The 21,712-nt window shown below is 69.9% G+C and carries 22 protein-coding genes, 1 pseudogene and 1 riboswitch; of the genes and pseudogenes, 10 read left to right on the plus strand and 13 right to left on the minus strand.

Annotated features, from left to right (window positions below; translation table 11 throughout):
- Window positions 1-39: 39 nt before the first annotated feature.
- Entirely contained in the window at window positions 40-1,194 is a 1,155-nt protein-coding gene (gene nagA, locus ACGFSA_RS10460) for an N-acetylglucosamine-6-phosphate deacetylase (protein ID WP_393302578.1), read from the minus strand.
- Window positions 1,194-2,126: an ROK family protein gene (locus tag ACGFSA_RS10465; RefSeq protein ID WP_393302581.1), complete on the minus strand. Its 933-nt coding sequence runs from the start codon at window positions 2,124-2,126 to the stop codon at window positions 1,194-1,196. The genes nagA and ACGFSA_RS10465 overlap by 1 nt, the downstream gene beginning before the upstream one ends.
- 149 nt (window positions 2,127-2,275) lie before the next feature.
- Between ACGFSA_RS10465 and ACGFSA_RS10470 the strand changes: the two genes are divergently transcribed.
- Window positions 2,276-2,569, plus strand: a complete 294-nt coding sequence (locus ACGFSA_RS10470; RefSeq protein WP_393302584.1) for a DUF3263 domain-containing protein — start codon at window positions 2,276-2,278, stop codon at window positions 2,567-2,569.
- Between the two features lie 163 nt (window positions 2,570-2,732).
- Window positions 2,733-3,608, plus strand: coding sequence for a trehalose-phosphatase (otsB, locus tag ACGFSA_RS10475; RefSeq protein WP_393302587.1), 876 nt, complete (start codon window positions 2,733-2,735; stop codon window positions 3,606-3,608).
- Window positions 3,609-3,617: 9 nt separating this feature from the next.
- On the opposite strand, the gene ACGFSA_RS10480 is transcribed toward otsB, so the two are convergent.
- Window positions 3,618-5,012, minus strand: a complete 1,395-nt coding sequence (locus ACGFSA_RS10480; protein ID WP_393302590.1) for a trehalose-6-phosphate synthase — start codon at window positions 5,010-5,012, stop codon at window positions 3,618-3,620.
- Between the two features lie 54 nt (window positions 5,013-5,066).
- Window positions 5,067-6,017 (minus strand): glucosyl-3-phosphoglycerate synthase, encoded by a 951-nt coding sequence (locus ACGFSA_RS10485; RefSeq protein ID WP_393302593.1) that lies wholly within the window; start codon window positions 6,015-6,017, stop codon window positions 5,067-5,069.
- 152 nt (window positions 6,018-6,169) lie between these two features.
- A riboswitch (SAM riboswitch) is annotated at window positions 6,170-6,296 on the plus strand.
- A gap of 17 nt (window positions 6,297-6,313) precedes the next feature.
- Here ACGFSA_RS10485 and thrC point away from each other — a divergent pair.
- The 4 genes from thrC (at window position 6,314) to groL (ending at window position 10,518) form a co-directional block, all read left to right on the plus strand.
- Window positions 6,314-7,615 (plus strand): threonine synthase, encoded by a 1,302-nt coding sequence (gene thrC / locus ACGFSA_RS10490; RefSeq protein ID WP_393302596.1) that lies wholly within the window; start codon window positions 6,314-6,316, stop codon window positions 7,613-7,615.
- Between the two features lie 33 nt (window positions 7,616-7,648).
- Window positions 7,649-7,927, plus strand: a complete 279-nt coding sequence (locus tag ACGFSA_RS10495) for a MoaD/ThiS family protein (RefSeq protein WP_072487929.1) — start codon at window positions 7,649-7,651, stop codon at window positions 7,925-7,927.
- A 432-nt stretch (window positions 7,928-8,359) separates the two neighbouring features.
- On the plus strand, window positions 8,360-8,566 hold the full coding sequence (locus tag ACGFSA_RS10500; protein WP_003967346.1) for a cold-shock protein: 207 nt from the start codon (window positions 8,360-8,362) through the stop codon (window positions 8,564-8,566).
- Window positions 8,567-8,895: 329 nt separating this feature from the next.
- Window positions 8,896-10,518: a chaperonin GroEL gene (gene groL, locus ACGFSA_RS10505; RefSeq protein ID WP_383759232.1), complete on the plus strand. Its 1,623-nt coding sequence runs from the start codon at window positions 8,896-8,898 to the stop codon at window positions 10,516-10,518.
- Between the two features lie 85 nt (window positions 10,519-10,603).
- Here the strand turns inward: groL and ACGFSA_RS10510 are convergent, their stop codons facing one another.
- The 3 genes from ACGFSA_RS10510 to ACGFSA_RS10520 all read right to left on the minus strand — a co-directional run bounded on the left by ACGFSA_RS10510 (window position 10,604) and on the right by ACGFSA_RS10520 (window position 13,025).
- On the minus strand, window positions 10,604-10,678 hold the full coding sequence (locus ACGFSA_RS10510) for a 50S ribosomal protein bL37 (RefSeq protein WP_099504217.1): 75 nt from the start codon (window positions 10,676-10,678) through the stop codon (window positions 10,604-10,606).
- A 360-nt stretch (window positions 10,679-11,038) separates the two neighbouring features.
- Window positions 11,039-12,268 carry an esterase/lipase family protein gene (locus ACGFSA_RS10515; RefSeq protein ID WP_393302602.1) on the minus strand — a complete coding sequence of 410 codons (1,230 nt, stop codon included), beginning with the start codon at window positions 12,266-12,268 and terminating at the stop codon, window positions 11,039-11,041.
- 286 nt (window positions 12,269-12,554) lie between these two features.
- Complete coding sequence (locus ACGFSA_RS10520) at window positions 12,555-13,025, minus strand: hypothetical protein (RefSeq protein WP_393302605.1); 471 nt, start codon at window positions 13,023-13,025, stop codon at window positions 12,555-12,557.
- A 347-nt stretch (window positions 13,026-13,372) separates the two neighbouring features.
- Between ACGFSA_RS10520 and ACGFSA_RS10525 the strand changes: the two genes are divergently transcribed.
- A complete protein-coding gene (locus ACGFSA_RS10525) occupies window positions 13,373-15,340 on the plus strand; it encodes a YncE family protein (RefSeq protein WP_393302607.1) in 1,968 nt (655 codons plus the stop codon).
- Between the two features lie 144 nt (window positions 15,341-15,484).
- Here ACGFSA_RS10525 and ACGFSA_RS10530 read toward each other — a convergent pair whose 3' ends face one another.
- Together ACGFSA_RS10530 and ACGFSA_RS10535 are read right to left on the minus strand one after the other, a co-directional pair.
- Window positions 15,485-15,757 carry a DUF397 domain-containing protein gene (locus ACGFSA_RS10530; RefSeq protein ID WP_393302610.1) on the minus strand — a complete coding sequence of 91 codons (273 nt, stop codon included), beginning with the start codon at window positions 15,755-15,757 and terminating at the stop codon, window positions 15,485-15,487.
- Window positions 15,744-16,457: pseudogene (locus ACGFSA_RS10535) on the minus strand (DUF5753 domain-containing protein); the annotation flags it as partial. The pseudogene ACGFSA_RS10535 and the gene ACGFSA_RS10530, both read right to left, overlap by 14 nt.
- 90 nt (window positions 16,458-16,547) lie before the next feature.
- On the opposite strand from ACGFSA_RS10535, the gene ACGFSA_RS10540 reads away from it, so the two are divergent.
- Complete coding sequence (locus ACGFSA_RS10540) at window positions 16,548-16,781, plus strand: hypothetical protein (RefSeq protein ID WP_393302613.1); 234 nt, start codon at window positions 16,548-16,550, stop codon at window positions 16,779-16,781.
- Between the two features lie 147 nt (window positions 16,782-16,928).
- Here ACGFSA_RS10540 and murQ read toward each other — a convergent pair whose 3' ends face one another.
- Entirely contained in the window at window positions 16,929-17,903 is a 975-nt protein-coding gene (gene murQ, locus ACGFSA_RS10545) for an N-acetylmuramic acid 6-phosphate etherase (RefSeq protein WP_393302615.1), read from the minus strand.
- Window positions 17,904-17,981: 78 nt separating this feature from the next.
- Complete coding sequence (locus ACGFSA_RS10550; RefSeq protein WP_393302618.1) at window positions 17,982-18,899, minus strand: MurR/RpiR family transcriptional regulator; 918 nt, start codon at window positions 18,897-18,899, stop codon at window positions 17,982-17,984.
- A 124-nt stretch (window positions 18,900-19,023) separates the two neighbouring features.
- On the opposite strand from ACGFSA_RS10550, the gene ACGFSA_RS10555 reads away from it, so the two are divergent.
- Complete coding sequence (locus tag ACGFSA_RS10555; RefSeq protein ID WP_393302621.1) at window positions 19,024-19,392, plus strand: hypothetical protein; 369 nt, start codon at window positions 19,024-19,026, stop codon at window positions 19,390-19,392.
- The gene (locus ACGFSA_RS10560; protein ID WP_393302624.1) at window positions 19,389-19,676 is read left to right on the plus strand and encodes a DUF4031 domain-containing protein; all 288 of its coding nucleotides are present in this window, start codon (window positions 19,389-19,391) and stop codon (window positions 19,674-19,676) included. The genes ACGFSA_RS10555 and ACGFSA_RS10560 overlap by 4 nt, the downstream gene beginning before the upstream one ends.
- Before the next feature lie 23 nt (window positions 19,677-19,699).
- Here the strand turns inward: ACGFSA_RS10560 and ACGFSA_RS10565 are convergent, their stop codons facing one another.
- Entirely contained in the window at window positions 19,700-20,932 is a 1,233-nt protein-coding gene (locus ACGFSA_RS10565; protein ID WP_393302627.1) for a Cmx/CmrA family chloramphenicol efflux MFS transporter, read from the minus strand.
- Window positions 20,933-21,027: 95 nt separating this feature from the next.
- Window positions 21,028-21,708 carry a hypothetical protein gene (locus tag ACGFSA_RS10570; RefSeq protein WP_393302630.1) on the minus strand — a complete coding sequence of 227 codons (681 nt, stop codon included), beginning with the start codon at window positions 21,706-21,708 and terminating at the stop codon, window positions 21,028-21,030.
- Window positions 21,709-21,712 lie beyond the last annotated feature (4 nt).

Genomic DNA, 21,712 nt, shown 5'->3' on the forward strand with positions numbered 1-21,712 from the left:
TTCGTTACGAATTCGGCCCACTGTCAAGAATGGCTGAAATCACCCGAGTTCGGGCTCAATAACCCATTCGCCCTTGCGCATGACGCCCTTGAGCGCGAAGTCCGCGTCCAGGACCACCAGGTCCGCGTCCTTGCCCGGCTCCAGAGAGCCGACCTTGTCGTACACGCCGAGCAGCCGTGCCGGGTTGGCGGAGATGGACCGCACGACGTCCTCGACCGGGATCCGGTCGAGCGTGACGGCCCGGCGGAACGCGGTGTCCAGGGTGAGCGTGGAACCCGCGATCGAGTCGCCCTCGACGAGCCGGGCGACGCCGTCCTTGACCTCGACGGCGAGCGGACCCAGCTGGTACTGGCCGTCACCGAACCCGGCCGCGTCCATCGCGTCCGTGATCAGCGCGACACGGGCGGCGCCCGCGTGGTGGTACGCCAACTGCAGGGCGGCCGGGTGCAGATGCGTACCGTCGTTGATCAGCTCGACGGTGATCCGCTCGTCCTCCAGGAGGGCGGCGATCGGACCGGGATCGCGGTGGGCGAACGGCGGCATCGCGTTGAACAGGTGGGTGGCGACGGTGGCGCCCGCGTCGATCGCCTCGACGGTCTGCTCGTACGTCGCGTCGGTGTGCCCGATCGCGGCGATCACGCCGTGCTCGGCGAGCAGCCGCACCGACTCGATGCCGCCCGGCAGTTCGGTGGCGAGCGTGAACATCTTCGCGGTGCCGCGCGCCGCGTCCATCAGCTTGCGGACCTCGGCCGGGTCCGGGTGGCGCAGCAGCGTCTCGCTGTGCGCGCCCTTGCGGCACGGCGAGATGAACGGGCCCTCGAAGTGGATCCCGGCCAGGTCGCCCTGCTCGACCAGCTCGGAGAGGATGCCGGCCCGCTCGGCGAGGAAGTCCATCTCGCCGGTGACGGTGGAGGCGACCAGGGTGGTGGTGCCGTGCTCGCGGTGGGTGCGGACGCCGGTGAGGACCTCGTCCACCGTGCCGGAGGTGAAGGACGCGCCGCCACCGCCGTGGTTGTGCATGTCGACGAAGCCGGGGACGACCCAGTGGCCGGTCAGATCGATGGTCCGGGCACCCTCCGCCGGACTCCCGGTGATCCGGGTGCCCTCGACGGTCACCCGGCCGTTCTCGACGGTCCCGGTGGGAAGAACCACCCGGGCCCCGGCGAGAACCGTGCTGTCTGCGCGTCCGGCCATCAGGCGGTTACCTCCGTGGAGAGAAGATCCCAGGCGAGCAGCCCTGCACCCAGGCATCCGGCGGTGTCCCCGAGGGCTGCCGGGACGATGTCGGGCAGCTTCTGGAACGTGACACGTTCCTCGACGGCCGCACGGAGTGGTACGAACAAGGTTTCCCCCGCCTCGGCGAGACCGCCACCGATGATGAGCATGCGGGGATCCAGCAGGGTCAGCGCGGTGACCAGCCCGGCGGCGAGCGCGTCGACCGCGTTCTGCCACACCCGTACGGCCGCGGGGTCGCCCGATTCGACGGCCTTCGCGCAGTCCGCGGCGTCGGCCTCCGGGTCCCCCGACGCGGCGGCCCAGGCGCGGCTGACGGCGGAGGCGGACGCGAGGGTCTCCAGGCAGCCGCGCTGTCCGCACCCGCAGTCCGGCCCGTCCGGCCGGACCACGACGTGCCCGATCTCGCCCGCGTACCCGTGCGCGCCCGCCTCGATGGTGCCCGTGATACCGATGGCCCCGGCGATGCCGGTACCGAGCGGGACGAACAGGAAGCGGTCGGCGCCCTTGCCCGCGCCGATCCTGCCCTCGGCGAGGCCGCCGGTCCTGACGTCGTGGCCGAGCGCGACGGGTACGCCGCCGAGCCGTTCGCCGAGCAGGGTGCGCATGGGGACGTCGCGCCAGCCCAGGTTCGAGGCGTAGACCGCGATCCCGTTCTCCGCGTCGATGATGCCGGGCACGGCGACACCGGCCGCGACGGCGCTCTCGCCGAAGTGTTCCTCCCCGTGGGCGCGCAGTTCCGCGGCGAAGGCGAGGATCGACTCCACGACGGCGTCGGGTCCGCGCTCCCTGCCGGTCGCGCGCCGAGCCTCGTGCAGCAGGGTGCCGTCGGCCCCGACCAGTGCGGCCTTCATTCCGGTGCCGCCCACATCGAGGGCGATGACGTGTTTCACGGGAGACAGTTTCGCCCGAGGACCCCCAATAGGTCTAGTCCACTAATGCTGTTTGTTGAGGACCCATACAAAAGTGTGGCAAAGCCCCGGAGCGTGCCTTCGACCAGGCCTTCTGCCGAGCTCAGGTGGCGGGCGATATGTTGGCTCATATGACCGCCCCCGACGACGGCTCCGCCGAAGCGGAGCCCCCTGCCGACAGCCCCGCCGGCCACCCTGGCGCCGGGCTCTCCGACCGGGAGCGTGCGGTCCTGGCCGTGGAACGGCGCTCGTGGCCCGGCCCGGGGGCGAAGGAGCGGGAGATCCGGGAGGGCCTGGGCATCTCGCCGACGCGCTACTACCAGCTGCTCAACGCGCTCCTGGACAACCGGCGGGCACTGGAGGAGGACCCGGTGACGGTGAACCGGCTGCGACGGATCCGGGACGCTCGGCGGGGGCGGCGCTGACATTGCGGCAGCGCCGTACGTCCAGGGACTTCCGTTCGGATCAGGCCGGATCAGGGAGCGGGGGTCCGGGGCGCCCCGGTTCCGGGAAGGGGCGGGCAGGGGAACAGGCCGGCCGCGGTCGCCGGCCGTAGCCGCACCGCACCACCCCCGATACCCTCGACCCATGGGCAGCACTCCGGAACAGCCTCTGCCGACCCCGACCACCCCGGCCGGCCGCGAAGGCCTCGCCGCTCTCCTCGCCCGCCCCGACCACGCGGTCGTCGCACTCGATTTCGACGGCACCCTCGCCGAGATCGTCCCGGACCCGGAACAGGCCCGCGCCCGCCCCGGCGCCGTACCGGCCCTGGCCGCCCTCGCCCCGAAGGTCGCCTCCGTCGCCGTGATCACCGGCCGTCCGGCCGACGTCGCGGTCCGGCACGGCGGCTTCGCCGGGGTCCCCGGCCTCGACCACCTGGTCGTTCTCGGCCATTACGGCGCCGAACGCTGGGACGCCGTCTCCGGTACCGTCCACGCCCCCGCCCCGCACCCGGGCGTCGCCGCGGTCCGCGCCGAACTCCCCGGCCTCCTCGAACGGTTCGACTCGTGGCGCGGTACCTGGATCGAGGAGAAGGGCCGGGCGCTCGCCGTCCACACCCGTCGCGCCGCCGACCCGCAGGCCGCGTTCGACGCGCTGCGCGGCCCGCTCGGCGCGCTCGCCGCCCGGCACGGACTGATCGTCGAACCGGGCCGTCTCGTGCTGGAGTTGCGCCCGCCGGGCATGGACAAGGGCATGGCGCTCACACAGTACGTACGGGAGTTGGACGCCGAGTCCGTTCTGTACGCGGGTGACGACCTGGGCGACCTCGCCGCGTACGCCGCCGTGGAGAAGCTCCGCACCGAGGGCCCCGACGGCATCCCGGGCCTGCTGGTCTGCAGCGGCAGCGCCGAAGTGCCCGAACTGGCCGAGCGGGCCGATCTGTTGTTGAACGGTCCGGGAGCCGTCGTGGAGTTCCTCTCGGCCTTGGCGCGCTGTCTCCGGTCGGATCCCACCGAGGTGTGACGGGCCGCGTCACTCCTGCCGGAGCGCGTCCAGCTGGTCCAGGAACCACTGCTGCGGCGGCAGCGCCACCGCCGCCGCGGCCAGCCGCTCCGTGCGCGCGGCCCGTTCGTCGTCCGCCATCGTCAACGCCTCGTGCAGTGCCGCCGCCGTCGCGGACACGTCGTACGGGTTCACCACGACCGCGTCGCCGCCCAGTTCCTCGTACGCCCCCGCCTCCCGCGACAGCACCAGCGCGCAGCCCGCGTCGGAGACCACCGGGACCTCCTTGGCGACGAGGTTCATGCCGTCGCGGATCGGGTTGACGAGCGCCACGTCCGCCAGCCGGTACGCTCCCAGCGAGCGTGCGAAGTCGTCGTGCACATGGAGCAGGACCGGGGTCCAGTCGGCGGTCCCGTACGTCGAGTTGATCTCCTCCGCGACCCGCTGCACCTCCGCGGTGTACTCCCGGTACACCGCCAGGTCCTGCCGCGACGGATACGCGAACGCCATATGAACCACCCGTTCGCGCCACTCCGGACGTGTGTTGAGCAGCTCCCGGTAGGCGAACAGGCCACGCACGATGTTCTTGGAGAGTTCCGTCCGGTCCACCCGCACGATCGTCTTCCGACCGGTGCCGCCCACCTGCTCCCGCAGTGTCGCCATCCGCTCGTCCACGTCCTTCTCGTGCGCGCGCCGGCACAGGAAGTCCGCGTCCGCCCCCAGACCGTGCACCCCGATCCTCGTCCGGCCGGTGCCGCCCAGGACCTCCGTGCAGCAGCCGATGAACGCGTCCGCCCAGCGCCGGGTCAGGAAGGCCGCCCGGTCCGCGCCCAGGATGCCGTGCAGCAGCTGCTCGGCGATGTCGTCGGGGAGCAGGCGGAAGTAGTCGACGGGCGCCCACGGAGTGTGCGAGAAGTGGCCGATCCGAAGGTCGGGGCGGAGTTCGCGGAGCATGCCGGGGACCAGCGCCAGGTGGTAGTCCTGCACCAGCACCGCCGCGCCCTCGCCCGCCTCCTCGGCGAGCGCCTCGGCGAAGGCCCGGTTGTACGTCTCGAACGACGCCCACTGCCGCCGGAACTCCGCGTCGAAAACCGGTTCCAGCGGCGTTTGGTACAGCATGTGGTGGACGAACCAGAGCACCGAGTTCGCGATGCCGTTGTACGCGTCCGCGTGGACCTCCGCGTCGATGTCGAGCATCCGAACGCCCTGCTCACCGACCCCGCGCCGGACCGCCTCCCGGTCCCCGTCACCGAGCGCGGCGCACACCCACAGTTTGTCCTTGACGGCGCTCAGCCCGGAGACGAGCCCGCCGCCGCCGCGCTTGGCGTCGAGCGATCCGTCGGTGGTGAGGGTGTACGACACCGGGCCGCGGTTGGACGCGACAAGGACCTGGGCAGCGGACTGGGCTTCGTGCTCGGAGACCATGTTGCGGAATCTAGCCCGATCACGAACCGCCCAAACGTGCGAAGTCAGGCCACCTCAGGCCGCGCGGCGCGAAACGTACTCCGTGATCTCGCACATCGGGGGCCGCTCCTCCGTGTCCACCGGATGGGTGCGCGGTACGAAGCCGTCCTCGCCCCGCTCGAACTGGGTCAGGGCCGGACGTACCAAGTGACCCCGGGACAGCCGGAGCTGAGCGGTTCGATAGATCGCCGCAGCCATCCGTCCCAGCGCCTGGCCGTCCTGGTGGCGGTGTCTGCGCACCCCCACATCGACCTGTGCCAGCGCGTCCAGCCCGACGGTGTGCAGGGCGTCCACCAGGAGGCCGAGTTCCACTCCGTAACCGACAGGAAACGGCAGCCGCTCCAGCAGTGAGCGCCGCACCGCGTACTCGCCGCCGAGCGGCTGGACGAAGCCGGCCAGCCGCGGCCAGTGCAGATTGAGCAGCGGGCGGGCCACCAGTTCCGTGACGCGACCGCCCTGACCCGCGGTGTCGCCCAGGGGGCGGTCGTACATCGCCTTGACGAACTGCACCTCGGGGTCGGTGAGCAGCGGGCCGACGATGCCGGAGACGAACTGCGCGGAGAAGTCCCTCAGGTCGGCGTCTATGAAGCAGACGATGTCACCGGTGGTGACCAGGAGCGAGCGCCACAGGACCTCGCCCTTGCCGGGGAGCGCGGGTATGCGCGGGAGTATCGCGTCGCGGTGCACCACCCGGGCGCCCGCCTTCCGGGCGACTTCCGCCGTGCCGTCCGTCGAGCCGGAGTCGATCACCAGCAGCTCGTCGACCAGCGGCACCTTCTCCATCAGCTCGACCCGGATCGTCTCGACGATGGCGCCGACCGTCGCCTCCTCGTTCAGGGCGGGCAGCACCACGCTCACGCTCCCGCGCCGCGGATCCCGGCTCTTGGCGGCGACGAGCCGGTCCAGCGGGCGGTCGGCTGCCGACCAGGAACGCCCGGCCAGCCAGCGTTCGACCTCTTCCAGCACGGTCGATACTCCCTGTATGTGATCCATCTCGCGGTTCGGACGACTGCCTCAACCGTCCGGGGCTTCGGTTACAGTCTTGAACAACGCGGACGACCGTCGCATGTCGGGGTCGTCCGCCAACAAATGCCTGGGTCGGTGATCCAGTGCCAAAGCGCTCATCCAGAGGGACTGAGGGAACGGCCCGTTGAAGTCCCGGCAACCCTCCCGCCGACCGCGAGGTCAGGTGGGGAAGGTGCCAATTCCGTCTCGTGGCGAAATGCGCCGCGAGGAAGATGAGGAGAAAGGGCCTCGCCAGCATGGCTGTGCAGACTGTTGCAGTAAGCACCGATTCTTCCACCGGCGCCGTCGACCTCGGCCCCGCAGCGGCGCTCTCCTGCCGCGAGTGCGGAGAGCGTTTCGAGCTCGGTCCCCTTTTCGCCTGCGCGTCCTGTTTCGGGCCGCTCGAAGTGGCGTACGACCTGCCGGGCGACTCCCCGGACGAGCTGAAGAAGCGCATCGAGGCCGGACCGGACAACATCTGGCGCTACGCGCCGCTGCTGCCCGTCCCCGCCGATGTCGCGGACAAGCCCAACATCAACCCCGGCTTCACCAAGCTGGTCAAGGCCGACAACCTCGCCCGTGAGCTGGGCGTCACCGGCGGTCTGTACGTCAAGGACGACTCCGGCAACCCGACGCACTCCTTCAAGGACCGCGTCGTCGCGATCGCCGTGGAGGCCGCCCGCGCCTTCGGTTTCACCACTCTCTCCTGCTCCTCCACCGGCAACCTCGCCGGTGCGGTGGGCGCGGCCGCCGCCCGGGCCGGATTCCGGTCCTGCGTGTTCATCCCGCACGACCTGGAGCAGGGCAAGGTCGTCATGGCCGCGGTGTACGGCGGTGAACTGGTCGGCATCGAGGGCAACTACGACGACGTCAACCGCTTCTGCTCGGAGCTCATCGGCGACCCGCTCGGTGAGGGCTGGGGCTTCGTCAACGTCAACCTGCGCCCGTACTACGGCGAGGGTTCCAAGACGCTCGCGTACGAGATCTGCGAGCAGCTCGGCTGGCAGCTGCCCGACCAGCTCGTCATCCCGATCGCGTCCGGCTCGCAGCTCACGAAGATCGACAAGGGTCTTCAGGAGCTGATCAAGCTCGGTCTCGTCGAGGACAAGCCGTACAAGATCTTCGGTGCCCAGGCCGAGGGCTGCTCCCCGGTCTCCACGGCCTTCAAGGCCGGTCACGACGTCGTGCGCCCGCAGAAGCCGAACACGATCGCCAAGTCCCTGGCGATCGGCAATCCGGCCGACGGTCCGTACGTCCTGGACATCGCCCGCCGCACCGGCGGCGCGGTCGAGGACGTCGACGACGAGCAGATCGTCGACGCGATCAAGCTGCTGGCCCGCACCGAGGGCATCTTCGCCGAGACGGCGGGCGGGGTGACGGTCGGTGTGACGAGGAAGCTGATCGAGGCGGGTCTGCTGGACCCGACGCTCACCACGGTCGTCCTGAACACCGGTGACGGCCTGAAGACGCTGGACGCGGTCGCCCCGACGACCGGCCCGACCGCGACCATCCGGCCCAGCCTGGACGCGTTCCGCGACGCCGGCCTCGCCAACAGCTGACCCGATCACCCGAGACATGAGGAAGGCACCCGGATGAGCGTCAAGGTCCGTATTCCCACCATCCTGCGCACCTACACGGGCGGCCAGGCCGAGGTCCCGGCCGAGGGCTCGACCCTCTCCCAGGTCATCGAGTCGCTGGAGCAGAACCACCCGGGCATCGCCGCGCGTGTCCTGGACGACCAGGGCAAGCTCCGCCGCTTCGTGAACGTGTACGTCAACGACGACGACGTGCGCTTCGAGGGCGGCCTGGAGACGGCCACCCCGGACGGGGCGGGCATCTCCATCATCCCGGCGGTCGCGGGCGGCTGCTGACCCGTAGTCAGCCCTGCGGCCGGCTTCGCAGCGTTACCGGAATTGCCCCCTCTGCAAGCTAAGCGGAGGGGGCAATTCTGCATGGTTGAGCGCGGTAGAGTGGGGAAGTCCCCTCCGCTGCCCGTGCCGACCGCATATGAGAATGCGCCCGCCCACGACAAGATGCAGCCAAAGTGTTCCAACTCCTTGCGCCGTAAGTGGCCTTTGTCCGGCCCGACTTGCCCTGGAATCACATAAATTCCTCATCTTCGGGCGTTCGGTGCTGCCCAGATTTCTCGTCCGATTGACCTGTTGCAGAGGGCAGTTGGGCAGATACATTCGGCCGCGGTCGACGCGTTCCGGCGCACGCACCCTCTCCTGTCGGAGGGTGAGTTCTGACCCGGGTCCGCGAAGTGCGGTCCTGTGCAAGGGCCAGTAATAGGGGAGTTAGGCATGGCTCAGGGCACCGTCAAGTGGTTCAACGCGGAGAAGGGGTACGGCTTCATCGCGGTCGACGGTGGTGCGGATGTTTTCGTCCACTACAGCGCGATCCAGATGGACGGGTACCGCACCCTCGAAGAGGGTCAGCGAGTTGAATTCGAAATCTCGCAGGGCCAGAAGGGGCCGCAGGCGGACATGGTCAAGCTCGCCGTCGGCTGAGCTCGGCGCGGTCGGCCAACGACACTACTCACGCACGAAGGGCCCGTACCTCCCCCAAGGGGTACGGGCCCTTCGTGCGTCCTGGAGTCCGCCTGTGACCGCGCCGCCGCTGCCCGGCGCGGTCCACGAACTCGAAGGGGCGCTTGCACTCGAAGGGGTCGAGTGCTAATCATTGGGCGTTAGCACTCTGACGTTGAGAGTGACAGAAGGACCGGGTCGGTGAGGCCCGCAGGCCCGGCGGGGCAAGGAACCGTCAGGCACGCAGGCCGTCCGTCGCGGGCGCCACACGGTCCGGAGCAATCCACCCCTGTCCGGGAGGACCACTTCACATGGCCAAGATCATCGCGTTCGACGAGGAAGCGCGGCGCGGCCTCGAGCGCGGGATGAACCAGCTCGCCGACGCCGTCAAGGTGACCCTCGGCCCCAAGGGCCGGAACGTCGTCCTTGAGAAGAAGTGGGGCGCACCCACGATCACCAACGATGGTGTCTCCATCGCCAAGGAGATCGAGCTCGAGGACCCGTACGAGAAGATCGGCGCAGAGCTGGTCAAGGAAGTCGCCAAGAAGACGGACGACGTCGCCGGCGACGGTACGACCACCGCCACCGTTCTCGCCCAGGCACTCGTCCGTGAGGGCCTCCGCAACGTCGCCGCGGGTGCGAACCCGATGGCCCTCAAGCGGGGCATCGAGAAGGCCGTCGAGGCCGTCTCCGCCGCTCTGCTGGAGCAGGCCAAGGACGTGGAGACCAAGGAGCAGATCGCTTCCACGGCCTCCATCTCCGCCGCCGACACCCAGATCGGCGAGCTCATCGCCGAGGCGATGGACAAGGTCGGCAAGGAAGGCGTCATCACCGTCGAGGAGTCCCAGACCTTCGGTCTGGAGCTGGAGCTCACCGAGGGTATGCGCTTCGACAAGGGCTACATCTCGGCGTACTTCGCCACCGACATGGAGCGCATGGAGTCGTCCCTGGACGACCCGTACATCCTGATCGTCAACTCCAAGGTCAGCAACGTGAAGGACCTCCTTCCGCTGCTGGAGAAGGTCATGCAGTCCGGCAAGCCGCTGCTGATCATCGCCGAGGACGTCGAGGGCGAGGCCCTGTCGACCCTGGTCGTCAACAAGATCCGTGGCACCTTCAAGTCCGTCGCCGTCAAGGCTCCGGGCTTCGGTGACCGCCGCAAGGCCATGCTCGGCGACATCGCCATCCTCACCGGTGGCACCGTCATCTCCGAGGAGGTCGGTCTCAAGCTGGAGAACGCCGGCCTGGACCTGCTGGGCCGTGCCCGCAAGGTCGTCATCACCAAGGACGAGACGACGATCGTCGACGGCGCCGGTGACACCGACCAGGTTCAGGGTCGCGTCAACCAGATCCGTGCCGAGATCGAGAACTCCGACTCGGACTACGACCGCGAGAAGCTCCAGGAGCGCCTGGCGAAGCTGGCCGGCGGCGTGGCCGTCATCAAGGCCGGTGCCGCGACCGAGGTCGAGCTCAAGGAGCGCAAGCACCGCATCGAGGACGCCGTTCGCAACGCGAAGGCGGCCGTCGAGGAGGGCATCGTCGCCGGTGGTGGCGTGGCGCTGCTGCAGGCTTCCGCCGTCTTCGAGAAGCTGGAGCTCTCGGGTGACGAGGCGACCGGCGCCAACGCCGTCAAACTGGCGCTGGAGGCCCCGCTCAAGCAGATCGCCGTCAACGGTGGTCTCGAGGGTGGCGTCGTCGTCGAGAAGGTGCGCAACCTGGCCGTCGGCCACGGTCTGAACGCCGCGACCGGCGAGTACGTCGACATGATCGCCGAGGGCATTCTCGACCCGGCGAAGGTCACGCGCTCCGCTCTGCAGAACGCCGCGTCGATCGCCGCGCTGTTCCTGACCACCGAGGCCGTCATCGCCGACAAGCCGGAGAAGGCCTCTGCGGCCGCTCCGGGCGGCATGCCGGGCGGTGACATGGACTTCTGATCCTGACGGATCGGTAAGTGCCTGTACGTCGGCCCCCGGGACCAGTCGGTCCCGGGGGCCGACGTCATGTCCGGCGCTGGTGCGTTCAGGCGTTGGGGCGCTTGCCGTGGTTCGCCTTCTTCTTCTTGCGACCGCGTCGCTTGTTGCCTCGCTTGGCCATGGCGAATATCTCCTTATGTCGGGATTTGTCCATGCGTCAGCCAGTTTAATACCGCGCCCGCATGTGGGGCCGTGCTCTCGGCGTCGGTGGTGGCGTGGCGCTGCTGCAGGCTTCCGCCGTCTTCGCGAAGCCGGAGCTCTCGGGTGACGAGGCGCGACCGGCGCCAACGCCGTCAAGCCGGCGCTGGAGGCCCCGCTCAAGCAGATCGCCGTCAAAGGCAGTCGTGGCCGCTCCGGGCGGCATGCCGGGCGGTGACATGGACTTCTGATCCTGACGGATCGGTACGTGCCTGTACGTCGGCCCCCGGGGCCGGCTGGTCCCGGGGGCCGACGTCGCCGTAACCGGCGCTGTTACCTGCTGTTACAGCCGCTCGATGATCCAGGAGCAGAGTTCCTCGGTCACGAGGGTGTGGCCCTCGTTCTGCGAGGCGAGCTTGAAGTCGTCGAGCTCGCTGCCCTCCCGCGACAGGCCGTTGATGGGTGTGTACAGGTCCTCGTCCGTCGCCACGTCACGGATGGCGACGGCACTGACCGCGGGGACGAAGCAGTGCGAGCGGATGGGTACGTCGGTCTTGAAGCCGAGCCAGGGGTTGAGGGCGTTGAGCCCGTCGGCGAGGATGCCGAACCCTTCCAGGGTGCCGCCGGGCGCGCCGTCGATGGTGGGCAGGCCCGAGGTCCGTACCTCGTTCGTCTTCAGCGTCACCACCCGCAGCTTCGCGACCAGTTCGTCGTCCCCCGCCGCCTGCGTGTACAGCTTCGTGCCGGCGACGGAGAGCCCCTTGCCCTCCAGGGCGAGGTCGCTCGGATTGATCCCGTTGCCCGTTCCGGTGCCGACGCCGTTGGCGACGGCGATCTTCCGGGGCAGCATCGGCCATCCGCCGAGGCGCTGCATCTCGCTGAGGAAGTCGGTCCGCTTCTGGCTCTCAGCCGGCGTGCTGTTCCATTCCGGGATGTGCCGCCAGAGCAGCTGCTGGGCGGCGGCGCTGTTGATCTGGTCGGAGAACCGGCTGTCGAGGTCCCGGATGTAGTGCGCGAACGCCTGGAGCACGATCGGGATCCACGCGCCGCGGTGCGGGCTGTCGTACGAGAAGTACAGGTCGGTCTGGTGGTCCATGCGCTGCATCTCCAGCTTGGCCAGCGCGTGCCGGGTGACCAGCCCGCCCATGCTGAAGCCGCCCACCTTCAGTGGCGCGTCCCCGGCCCGCTCGGCGATGGCGTGGTGGATCGCCTCCTGCGCGGCCCGGGAGTTGTCCAGGATCGACGCACTGCGTTCGTGGAATCCGAGGATGATCACGTCGTAGCCGCGGCGGCGCAGCTGGCTGATGAACGGGTACGCGCCGCTCTCCAGGTACTCCCAGAGCTCCGCCAGGTCACTCGGCCCGGAGTTGAACCCGTCGGCCGTGATGAAGGGATTCATCAGCCGTGTGTGTCCCTCGCCGTAGTACACCCAGGCGGTGCCGTTGTGCAGCGGCCATACCTCGTCGGCCGCCGGTGCGGCGGCGGGCTTGGTGAGGCTGGGACGTGCGGACAGGGTGATCGGCGGGTTGGACGTGAGCGCGTCTGCGATCTGGTCGCGGGTCGGTTCGGACAAGGTGGTTCCTTCCAGGGAGGGTCCGGCGCGGTGAGAGCCACCGTGCCCAGCGCCATGGTGGAGGTGGATGATCACCTTCCGGTTGGAGACCGCGGCAAACCACCCGTGGGTGGGAGCAGATTTCGGACAGCGGCCAGGTGGCCGAGTTCGGTGCGTCGTCGCTGGTCCGGGTGGTGAGGACGGAGCCCTTGTGCTGCTCCGCCCCCCTCGGTCGCCCGCATCAGCAGGGCCGTATCCCCACCGGGCGGCGTGGGGGCACAAGCCACGCGGAACGGTACGGACGGGGTCACCGTGCGCGTGATTCCAGCCGTCCAGTCCGTGATGGCGCAGGGTCCGGGTAAGCATTTTCTGGCCGATGCCCGCCAGTCCGGGTGCACCGTCCGGCAGCCGGTCGACACAGGCGGCGACAGCGGCCTCGCGCGCCGCCCCACGAGGAGGCCGCGAGGCGCTGGTTGGGCGTGCCGTGGTGGCCGGGGTTCGTGAAGCCGCAGTCGCCGACCTCGTAGAAGGACTGGGCGGAGCCCAGCACCCGCTTGGTGTTGAGGGCTTCGCCGCGCGAGTGGGTGAGGAAGTACGTGCCGAACGCGTCCGCCATCAGCTCGGTGCGGCGGGTGGCCTCCGGCCCGGTGAGCGTGGTGTTGGCGAAGAGGTTGTCCTCGTACTGCACGTGGTGGCCGAACTCGTGGGCGAGGATGGCGCGCGGGGCGGTGTCGCGCAGGCCCACGGCCTTCAGGGCCTCCAGGATGCCGTCGCCCATGACGATGCGGTCGGAGATGCCTGCCGAGCGTTCGTGGCGAGACGGTGTGCCGGCTCGGGGACCGCTACGACGTCAGCGTCTTTGCGTACTCGGACGGCGTCCCCGGCGACTTCGGCCAAGCGCTCGCCGCATCGCGACGCTGCCCGGTCCTGGACACGCCGGCCGACAGCCTTCATCGGCTGCGCGGGCTCACCCGACGCCGGCGGTGCGGGCGTTGGTCATGGTGTCGGTGGCATGACATAGTCTTCGCTCACTCGCCACACGTTCAGCACAGGTCACACACAGGAACTGTTGCCTGTCAGCTGCACGCAGTGGCCCCACACTCGTTCCGGGGGGTTCGAATCACCGTGCGTATACGCATTCTCCCGGCCGCCACCGTACTGGCGGTCCTCTTCAGTTCGGCGGTGCTCACCGCCGCACCGGCGTCCGCCGACACCACCAGGATCATCCCGGTCGCGTCCGCGGACGACACGGTCGTCGACGGCATCCACCAGCGGCTGTACTTCAGCGACAGGTCCCAGGACAAGATCGTCGTCACCGACTACACCGGCAAGGTCGTCACCACGCTCACCGGCCTGCCCCAGGTCCGGGACCTCGAACTGAGCCCGGACGCCGGCACGTTGTACGCCGCGGTTTACGGCGCTGACAAGATCGTCGCCTTCGATACCGCGACGCTCACGCAGACCGCCGAGTACCCGACCGGCGACAGGACCATTCCCTCCCGGCTCGCCTACGCCGACGGCAAGCTGTGGTTCGGATACGGCGACCAGTGGGACTCCGGGCTCGGCTCGGTCGACCTGACCGCCGAGACGCCGACGGTGACGCTGGACCTGGCGGCCGGACACGACTTCGCCAGCCCGCCCAAGCTCTACGCGGACCCGGACAACCCGGGCACGCTGCTTGCCCTCGACGCAGGCATCAGTTCCGGGCCGATCCTCGTCTACGACATCTCCTCCGGCACCCCGGTGATCCGCGTGTCCGCCGAGAAGGGCGGCTTCTACAACGACGCGGCGCTCACCCCGGACGGACAGAACGTCGTCGTGGCCGGGCCCGGGAACCGTGCGCTCACCGAGTACCGGCTCTCCGACCTGGAACAGGTCCGCACCTTTCCCGTCGCCTCCGCACCGGAAACGGTCAGCATCGCCCCGGACGGCACGGTCGCGGCCACTGTCCTCGACACCGACGACCTCGGCGACACGTACGTCTTCAGCAGCGACCCCGCCCGACCCGCCAGCGTCCGCAACCTGTCCCACAACTGGATGCCCTGGTTCGGACACTCGATGAACTGGTCGGCCGACGGCGGGAAGCTGTTCGTGGTGAGCGAGGGGGGCGACAACGACTCCTCCATGTTCAACGTCGTCGACGAACCCCGCAAGTACGTCGCCACGCTGAAGGCCGACGCCCCGGCCACCGCCACCCGCGGGAAGCCGCTCACCGTCAAGGGCTCGCTCACCTCCGGCCTCGCGCTGCCCGCCGGGACCCCGCTGGCCGTCACCCGCACCGACATGGAGTCGCCGAACGGCAAGTCGCTCGGCACCAAGTACCTCGGCGCGGGCGGCACGTTCTCCTTCACGGACACCCCGTCGGCCGGCGCCAAGGTCACCTACAAGGTGACGTACGCGGGTGACGCCTCGCACACCCCGGCGACCGCCTCGGACACCGTAAACGTCTCCCGTGCCACGCCCGCGCTGACGCTGAACAACAACGGCAAGGTGTACGACTACGCCAAGAGTGTCACGTTCACGGCGCACCTCGGTACGACGTACAAGAACCGCACGGTCGAGATCTGGGCCGACCCCTTCGGTGCGGACAAGCCGAACCAACTGGTGAAGACCGGCAAGGTCAACTCCAGCGGCAACCTGTCGTACACCCGGGTCATGACCCGGGACACCACGATCACCGCCGTGTTCAAGGGCGACGCCCGCTACGCCCCGAAGTCGGTCAAGTCCACGGCGTACGCCCGGGTGAAGGTCTCGACGGCGCTGTCCAAGTACTACCGGACCGGCAAGATCGGCTCCACGACGTACTACTACTTCCACAAGAACACCGACGTCATCTCCACGACGACGATGAGCTACTACAAGGGCCGCAAGCAGCGGCTGGAGCTCCAGGTGTACTACCAGGGCAAGTGGTACGACGGGGCCACCGAGTACTTCAAGCTCGGCACCAACATGAAGTCGGTCGTCAACCTGGGCCACGCGGGCACGTCCGGCCTCCGTGCCCGGGTGCGCTCCTCGTACATCAACGGCACTTCCGGGGACAACGTGAACACGACGACGCACGGCGCCTGGAAGTACTTCATCTTCACCAGCTGATTCGATCGCCGAGGTCTTACGAGGCCCTGGCGTCGGGGGCGCGTTCCCAACGGTGGATGGGAACGCGCCTGAGGGCTGCGGGTTTATGCCTTGATCGCTTCGGCAACGGTCAGGGCACCCATCGGCAAGGTCGCGCCGCGGCCTTTACGCCTGGACGCGCTTGACGTCCGCGACGAAGGACGACCACGCCGCCGTACGGAACACGAGCCCCGGGCCGTCCGGAACCTTGGAGTCACGGACGGGGACGACACCGGGGTGCCCGTCGGCGACTTCGAGGCAGTTGCCGCCGTCTCCACCGCTGTACGTCGACTTCCGCCAGGTGGCGACTTCGAGGCAGTCGCCACCGCTTGCGCCGCTGTATGAGGACTTCTGCCAGATCGCCGTGGTCAGGTCGTAGTCAGAACTACTGATCTTCATGAAGGTGATCCTCCGCCGCTGACTCGATCAGGGCCAGGGACGCTTCCGGTGACAATGCGCTGGCCGCCACCAGATCGTAGGTCAGTTCGTAGTGCCTGACCGTGGCGGGATCATCCTGCAACTTCCCTGTGCCCAGGCCCTGGAGATAGACGAGCGGGGGCGCGTCCTCGAAGGACATCAGCTTGAGTTGACCTTCCATGGCCATGTGCGCGCCTGCGCCGAACGGCAGCACCTGCGCGATGATCCGGTGTTCGCGTGCCAGTTTCAGGATGTGGTGGAGTGCCTCTGCCATCACTGCCGGGCCGCCTACCTCCCGACGCAGCACCGCCTCATCCAGAACTGCCCAAACCAAGGGTGTTGTTGGATCGGACAGCAGCTGTGCGCGATCCAGCCTCACCGTGGTCAGGTCGTCGATCACGTTCTCCGTCGCCGTTGGCAGCCCGCCTCGGAACACCGCTCGCGCATACGCCTCCGTCTGCAACAGACCGGGAATCAGCTGCGGTGCGTACTCCTTGATGGTCTTCGCGACTGCTTCCGCCTCCGCCGCCTCCGCGAAGTGATCCGGGTACTTCGACTTCTTCAGGGCGACGCAGTTCCGGACGAAGAATCCGTCCGCGTGCAGGATCTCGTCGAGCTTCTGGGCCTGGTCCACCTGCATCCGGCGCGTGCCGGACTCCAGCTGGCCGATGAACGAGCCGGCGCCGTTGGTGGACCTCGGACGGTGCGCCGTCGATACGGCGCTGCGGCTGAGTGCGGTGCTGGGCGCGGACGGGCAACAGGGAGACCGGACATGACGGGTGAGGAGCTCGAACCGTGGACGCCGGAACCCGGGTCGTTCGCGGTGGATTCCCGCGACGGGCGGGTGGGGCGCGTGATGGGGTGCGTCGGACCGTACGTACAGCTGCGGCCGCCGGGCGGTGGTGCGGAGTGGGACTGCCCGCCGGAGTCCGTGCGGCCGGCGCCGCCCGGGGAGGTGCTGCGGGCCCGGGTCAGGGAGGTCAACCCGGAGGGGCGGCTGCCGTGAGAAGCGTGAAGGGCGGCACCCGCACCGGGTGCCGCCCTCAGTTGCGTTACGGGGTCAGGCGCGGGCAGGTTCCTGCGCCGGGTTCGTCGTCGGGGCGGCCGGGATGCCGGTCGCCGTGACCGTCGAAGGCGCGTGCCCCGGACGGGGTCAGGTGCTGCGGGGTGCGGCCGCGAGGGCGGCGCGGAGGTGGCCGCCGGACGCGGACAGGAGCGTGGCGGCGGTCGGACCGTCGACCTGGCCGAGGATGGCCAGGATCGCGTTCTTCACCTCGCCGTCGGTGGCGGCGAGCGCGGCTTCGATCTCCGCGTCGGAGGCGCCGGTGGCGAGGGAAACGATCCGGCGGGAGCGGGCGCGCAGCTTCTCGTTGGAGGCGCGGACGTCGACCATGAGGTTTCCGTACGTCTTGCCGAGCCGGATCATCGTGATCGTCGACAGCATGTTGAGGACGAGCTTCTGCGCCGTACCGGCCTTCAGGCGGGTCGAGCCGGTGAGGAGTTCCGGGCCGACGACGACCTCGATGGGGTGCTCGGCCGCGGCGCCGAGCGCCGAGTCCGCGTTGCAGGACAGGCCGATGGTCAGCGCACCCTTGGCGCGGGCGTGCTCGACGGCCCCGATCGCGTACGGCGTACGGCCGGAGGCGGAGATGCCGACCACCGTGTCGTCCGGGGTGAGATCCAGTCCGTCGAGGTCGGCGGCGGCCAGCTCCTTGCTGTCCTCGGCGCCCTCGACAGCTGTGACCATCGCGGACGGCCCGCCCGCGATCAGACCGACCACCTCGCACGGGTCGGTGTTGAACGTGGGCGGGCACTCACTGGCGTCCAGGACGCCGAGCCGGCCCGCGGTGCCCGCGCCCGCGTAGATCAGCCGGCCACCGCGGGCCATGCGCGCGGCGACCCCGTCGGTCGCGGCGGCGATCTCGGGCAGCCGGGCGGCGACGGCGGAGGGGACGGACTGGTCCTCGCCGTTCATGATCCGGGCGATCTCCAGCGTGGCCAGCCGGTCGATCTCGGCGAGCTCGGGCCGGAACGCCTCGGTGGTGAGGGTGGCGAGTTCGGCGCGCAGCTCCCCGTACTCGGAGGGCTGATCGGGCGTCGCGGCGTCGGCGTCGGGGGTGGAGGTCATGGAGAGCGGCTCTGCTTTCTCGATCTCGTGGCTCGTACGGTTCAGCGAGTGCGGGTGGGGGTGCGGGGGCCCGTGTTGTCAGCGGGTGCGAGGGGTGTGGCGGTGGGCCAGTGCCTCGTACGAGGCGGCGAGCGCCGGGGCCGCCGTCTCGTACGTCCGCTGGGCAACCCCTATGAACAGGCAGTCCACGACGAGGAGCTGGCTCGTCCGGCTCGACATGGCGGCCGGGCGCAGCTCGCTCTCGCGGGCGGTGGACGTGGTCAGCACGTGGTCCGCGTACTGCGTCACCGGGCCGTCGGGGCGGCCGGTGATCGCGATCGTCGTCGCGCCCCGGTCGAACGCCACCCGGAGCGGCTCGATCACGTCACCGGTGGAACCGGAGTGGGTGATCGCGATCGCCACATCGCCGGAGCGGAGCTGCACGGCGTTGGTGACAGCCAGGTGCGGGTCCATGTGCGCGTGCGCGATCAGGCCGATACGGAGCAGCTTCTGCCCCAGGTCCTGGGCGACGAGAGAGGAGGCGCCGACGCCGTAGATGTCGATCCGGCGGGCGGTCGACGCGGCGGCGACGGCGGCACCGAGCTGCACCGTGTCGAGTCCGGCGGCCGTGTCCGCGAGGGTCTGCTGCTCGTCGAAGGCGAGCTTGGCGACCACGTCGGCGATCGGGTCGTCGACGGCTATGTCCGCCGTGACGGAGGGGGCGCGGCCGGATTGCTGGTGGGCGGCGAGCCCGGCGAGGGCGAGGCGCAGATCCCGGTAGCCGGGGTAGCCGAGGAGGCGGGCCGTGCGGACCACGGTCGCCTCGCTGGTGCCGGTGAGCTCGGCGAGACCGGTGACCGTCAGGGCGGCGCAGCCGGCCGGGTCACCGGCTACGGCCTCGGCGACCCGCTGCATGGAGCGCGTCATGGACGGCGCGAGCGTCCGCACCTTGGCCGCGAGGGCGGCCGGAGCGGGCGGCGCATCACCGCTGAAACTTTCCTTCAGGTCATTGGCCACCTTTGAAAGGTATTTTCAACCCTGTGGTCCGTCAACCCCCTTTGGTCCCGACCTCTGACGGAACGGAGGCCGGGACGGGTGACTGGACGCAGGGCCTGGTCGCACTCGGGGTGACAATGGCTGCATGGAGCTGAACCGCTTGGAGCAGGCGCTGCACACCGCCCGCGCCCTGGTCATGGCCGATCTCGCCGCAGGCGGCGTCGCCGAGGCCGAGATCGTCTCGCTCGTCGAGGACGCGGTGACGCACCGGCGATGGTGGGTCGAGCAGTGGCCGGACGGCGTGGAGTACCTCGTCGGGCTGGTTGCCCAGGACGTCCAGGACGCGCTGCTGGAGCAGTACGGCCGCTGGCCGCTCTGCCCCGTGTGCGACACGGGCGACCCGCACGCCCTCGACGTCGAACCGGAGCTGGGCCCGGACCCGCGCTGGGTCTGTACCAAGGCGACCGTGATGGTGGCGCGTGTGGGCGCGCTGAGCGGAGTGCTCGGCCGGTGACGGTCTATATCGACCCGCCCGACTGGCCGGGCCACGGCCGATTCTGGTCGCATCTGGTCAGCGACGTGTCCTTCGACGAACTGCACGCGTTCGCCGCCGCCATCGGCTGCCCGCCGCAGGCGTTCGAGCGGGACCACTACGACGTACCGGAAACGCGGTACGCGGACGCGGTCCGGGCCGGGGCCGTCGAGATCGGTTCGAAGGAACTCGTCCGCCGGCTCACGGAGGCGGGACTTCGGCGCCCCAAGGGACGCCCGGCACCCGGCCGGGCGACCGGCGGCTGAACGACTGCCGAAGCGACAGGCTCTCAGGCGGCGGAGGAGCTTCCCGCTTCCACGTCGATGGACGCCGGCGACGACGTCACGGCGGGCGACCCGGTCACCCGTCGCGACCTGGCCCCGCTGTGCAGCCGCAGCGAGAACACCACGGCGACCAGCGCCAGGACCGTCATCGCCGCGCCCGCCCAGGCCGTCGCCTCGAAGCCGAAGTCCGCGTCGATCACTGTGCCGCCCAGCCAGGGGCCGCCCGTGTTGCCGAGGTTGAACGCGGCGGTCGTCGTCGCGCCCGCCAGGGTCGGGGCCGCGCCCGCGATGTTGAACATCCGGGCGTTCAGCGCCGGGGCCGTGTAGAACGCGGACAGGCCCAGCAGGAACGCGAGCCCGACCACGGCGACCTGGTTCGACGCGAACAGCGCCAGGGCGACCAGGAAGACCGTCGAGGCCGCGATACCGCTCATCAGCACCCCGAAGAGGTGCGCGTCCGCGACCCGGCCGCCGATCGTCGTACCGACCAGCGCCCCGATCCCGAACAGCGCGAGAACCGTCGGAACCCAGCCCGAATCCAGCCCGGCGACATCCGTCAGCAACGGCGCCAGATAGCTGAACGCGCAGAAGACCCCGCCCGCCGCGAGCGCCGTGATCACGATCGACAGCCACACCTGCCGGTCGCGGTAGATGGACATCTCCCGCCCCAGCTGCGGCTTCTGCTCGGGGAGCGGAATACGGGGGATGAGCGTCGCGACACCGACGAGCGCCACGGCGGACGCCGCGCCGACGGCCCAGAACGCCGACCGCCAGCCGAGGGTCTCACCGAGGAACGCCCCCAGCGGTACGCCGAGGACGTTCGCGATCGACAGCCCGCCGATCATCACGGCCATCGCTCTGGCCCGCGCGTTCACCGGCACCATCGCGATGGCGACCGCCGCCCCCACCGCCCAGAACCCGGCGCACGCGAAGGCGCTCACCACGCGGGAGGCGAAGAGCACCTCGTACGTCGGAGCGAGCGCACCCGCGACCTGCCCGAGGCCGAAGACCGAGATCAGTGTGATGAGGGTGGTGCGGCGCGGCAGCCGGAGCGTGGCCACGGCCAACAGGGGCGCGCCGATCACCATGCCGATGGCGAAGGCGGATATGAGGAGCCCGGCCCGGGGGATCGACACGTTCATGTCGTCGGCGATCGGTGGCAGCAGCCCGGAGAGCATGAACTCGCTCGTGCCGAGGGCGAAGACCGAGAGGCCCAGAATGTATACGGCCAGAGGCATGCGGGTGTGGCGGCGAACGGCAGAGTCGGGCATGACAGCTGCCAACAGCGATCGTGACCGTTACATTCCCGTGTGGTGGTATCCCGTCGGCCGTCTCAACGGGTGAGCAGTTCCAGCTCCGTCAGCAGGTTCTGCCGGGCCCGCGGCTCCCACTCGGCGAACCCGTGCGGCGTACGGAACAGCCGCGGCAGTCCGAGCAGCTGGCGCAGGACGGCCGCTCGCCCGCTCCGGAAGGCTTCGTCGGGGACGAAGCCGTACTCGTCCCGCACCTGCGCCGCGTACGCCGCGTACTCCTTGGGGGCGGCCGCGAGGATCGCCAGATCCGCGTCGCACAGCACCTCGCCGTTGGTGTCGCCGTCCGTCGGGTCATGGGTGACGGTGAGCCGGACCAGCCGGGCGACCTCGGCGGTGACGGCGTCCGGGACACCGGCCTCGGGCAGGGCGCGCTCGGCGAGGGCGGCGCTGCGCTCCTCGTTCTCGGACCGGTCCGGGCGGTACACCGCGTCGTGGAACCAGGCGGCGAGGCGGACCGCGTCCGGGTCGGCGGCGTGACCGGCGAGGGTGTCGATGCGGTCGAGGACCGCCGTCAGATGGGCGGTGGTGTGGTAGCGGCGCTGAGGTTCGGCCCAGCGGGCGAGCAGGTTGTCGGCGTACGGCAGCGGATCGGGGCCGGTCGCGCCCTCCCGTACGGCGGCCAGGGCATCGCTCCAGCGGGTCCGGAGCGCGTCCGCGGCGTCGGGGGAGGATCCGCTCTCGTGCGCGCTGTCGTCCGTCATACGC

It is taken from the genome of Streptomyces sp. NPDC048496, from assembly GCF_043200055.1.
GTDB lineage: Bacteria > Actinomycetota > Actinomycetes > Streptomycetales > Streptomycetaceae > Streptomyces.

What these genes read in the sequence shown, in the direction of transcription:
- nagA (WP_393302578.1), bottom strand. Translation starts at nt 1,194, where the DNA reads ATGGCCGGACGCGCAGACAGCACGGTTCTCGCCGGGGCCCGGGTGGTT.
- ACGFSA_RS10470 (WP_393302584.1), top strand. Translation starts at nt 2,276, where the DNA reads ATGACCGCCCCCGACGACGGCTCCGCCGAAGCGGAGCCCCCTGCCGAC.
- otsB (WP_393302587.1), top strand. Translation starts at nt 2,733, where the DNA reads ATGGGCAGCACTCCGGAACAGCCTCTGCCGACCCCGACCACCCCGGCC.
- ACGFSA_RS10480 (WP_393302590.1), bottom strand. Translation starts at nt 5,012, where the DNA reads ATGGTCTCCGAGCACGAAGCCCAGTCCGCTGCCCAGGTCCTTGTCGCG.
- thrC (WP_393302596.1), top strand. Translation starts at nt 6,314, where the DNA reads ATGGCTGTGCAGACTGTTGCAGTAAGCACCGATTCTTCCACCGGCGCC.
- ACGFSA_RS10495 (WP_072487929.1), top strand. Translation starts at nt 7,649, where the DNA reads ATGAGCGTCAAGGTCCGTATTCCCACCATCCTGCGCACCTACACGGGC.
- ACGFSA_RS10500 (WP_003967346.1), top strand. Translation starts at nt 8,360, where the DNA reads ATGGCTCAGGGCACCGTCAAGTGGTTCAACGCGGAGAAGGGGTACGGC.
- groL (WP_383759232.1), top strand. Translation starts at nt 8,896, where the DNA reads ATGGCCAAGATCATCGCGTTCGACGAGGAAGCGCGGCGCGGCCTCGAG.
- ACGFSA_RS10520 (WP_393302605.1), bottom strand. Translation starts at nt 13,025, where the DNA reads ATGGGCGACGGCATCCTGGAGGCCCTGAAGGCCGTGGGCCTGCGCGAC.
- ACGFSA_RS10530 (WP_393302610.1), bottom strand. Translation starts at nt 15,757, where the DNA reads ATGAAGATCAGTAGTTCTGACTACGACCTGACCACGGCGATCTGGCAG.
- ACGFSA_RS10540 (WP_393302613.1), top strand. Translation starts at nt 16,548, where the DNA reads ATGACGGGTGAGGAGCTCGAACCGTGGACGCCGGAACCCGGGTCGTTC.
- murQ (WP_393302615.1), bottom strand. Translation starts at nt 17,903, where the DNA reads ATGACCTCCACCCCCGACGCCGACGCCGCGACGCCCGATCAGCCCTCC.
- ACGFSA_RS10555 (WP_393302621.1), top strand. Translation starts at nt 19,024, where the DNA reads ATGGAGCTGAACCGCTTGGAGCAGGCGCTGCACACCGCCCGCGCCCTG.
- ACGFSA_RS10565 (WP_393302627.1), bottom strand. Translation starts at nt 20,932, where the DNA reads ATGCCTCTGGCCGTATACATTCTGGGCCTCTCGGTCTTCGCCCTCGGC.
- ACGFSA_RS10570 (WP_393302630.1), bottom strand. Translation starts at nt 21,708, where the DNA reads ATGACGGACGACAGCGCGCACGAGAGCGGATCCTCCCCCGACGCCGCG.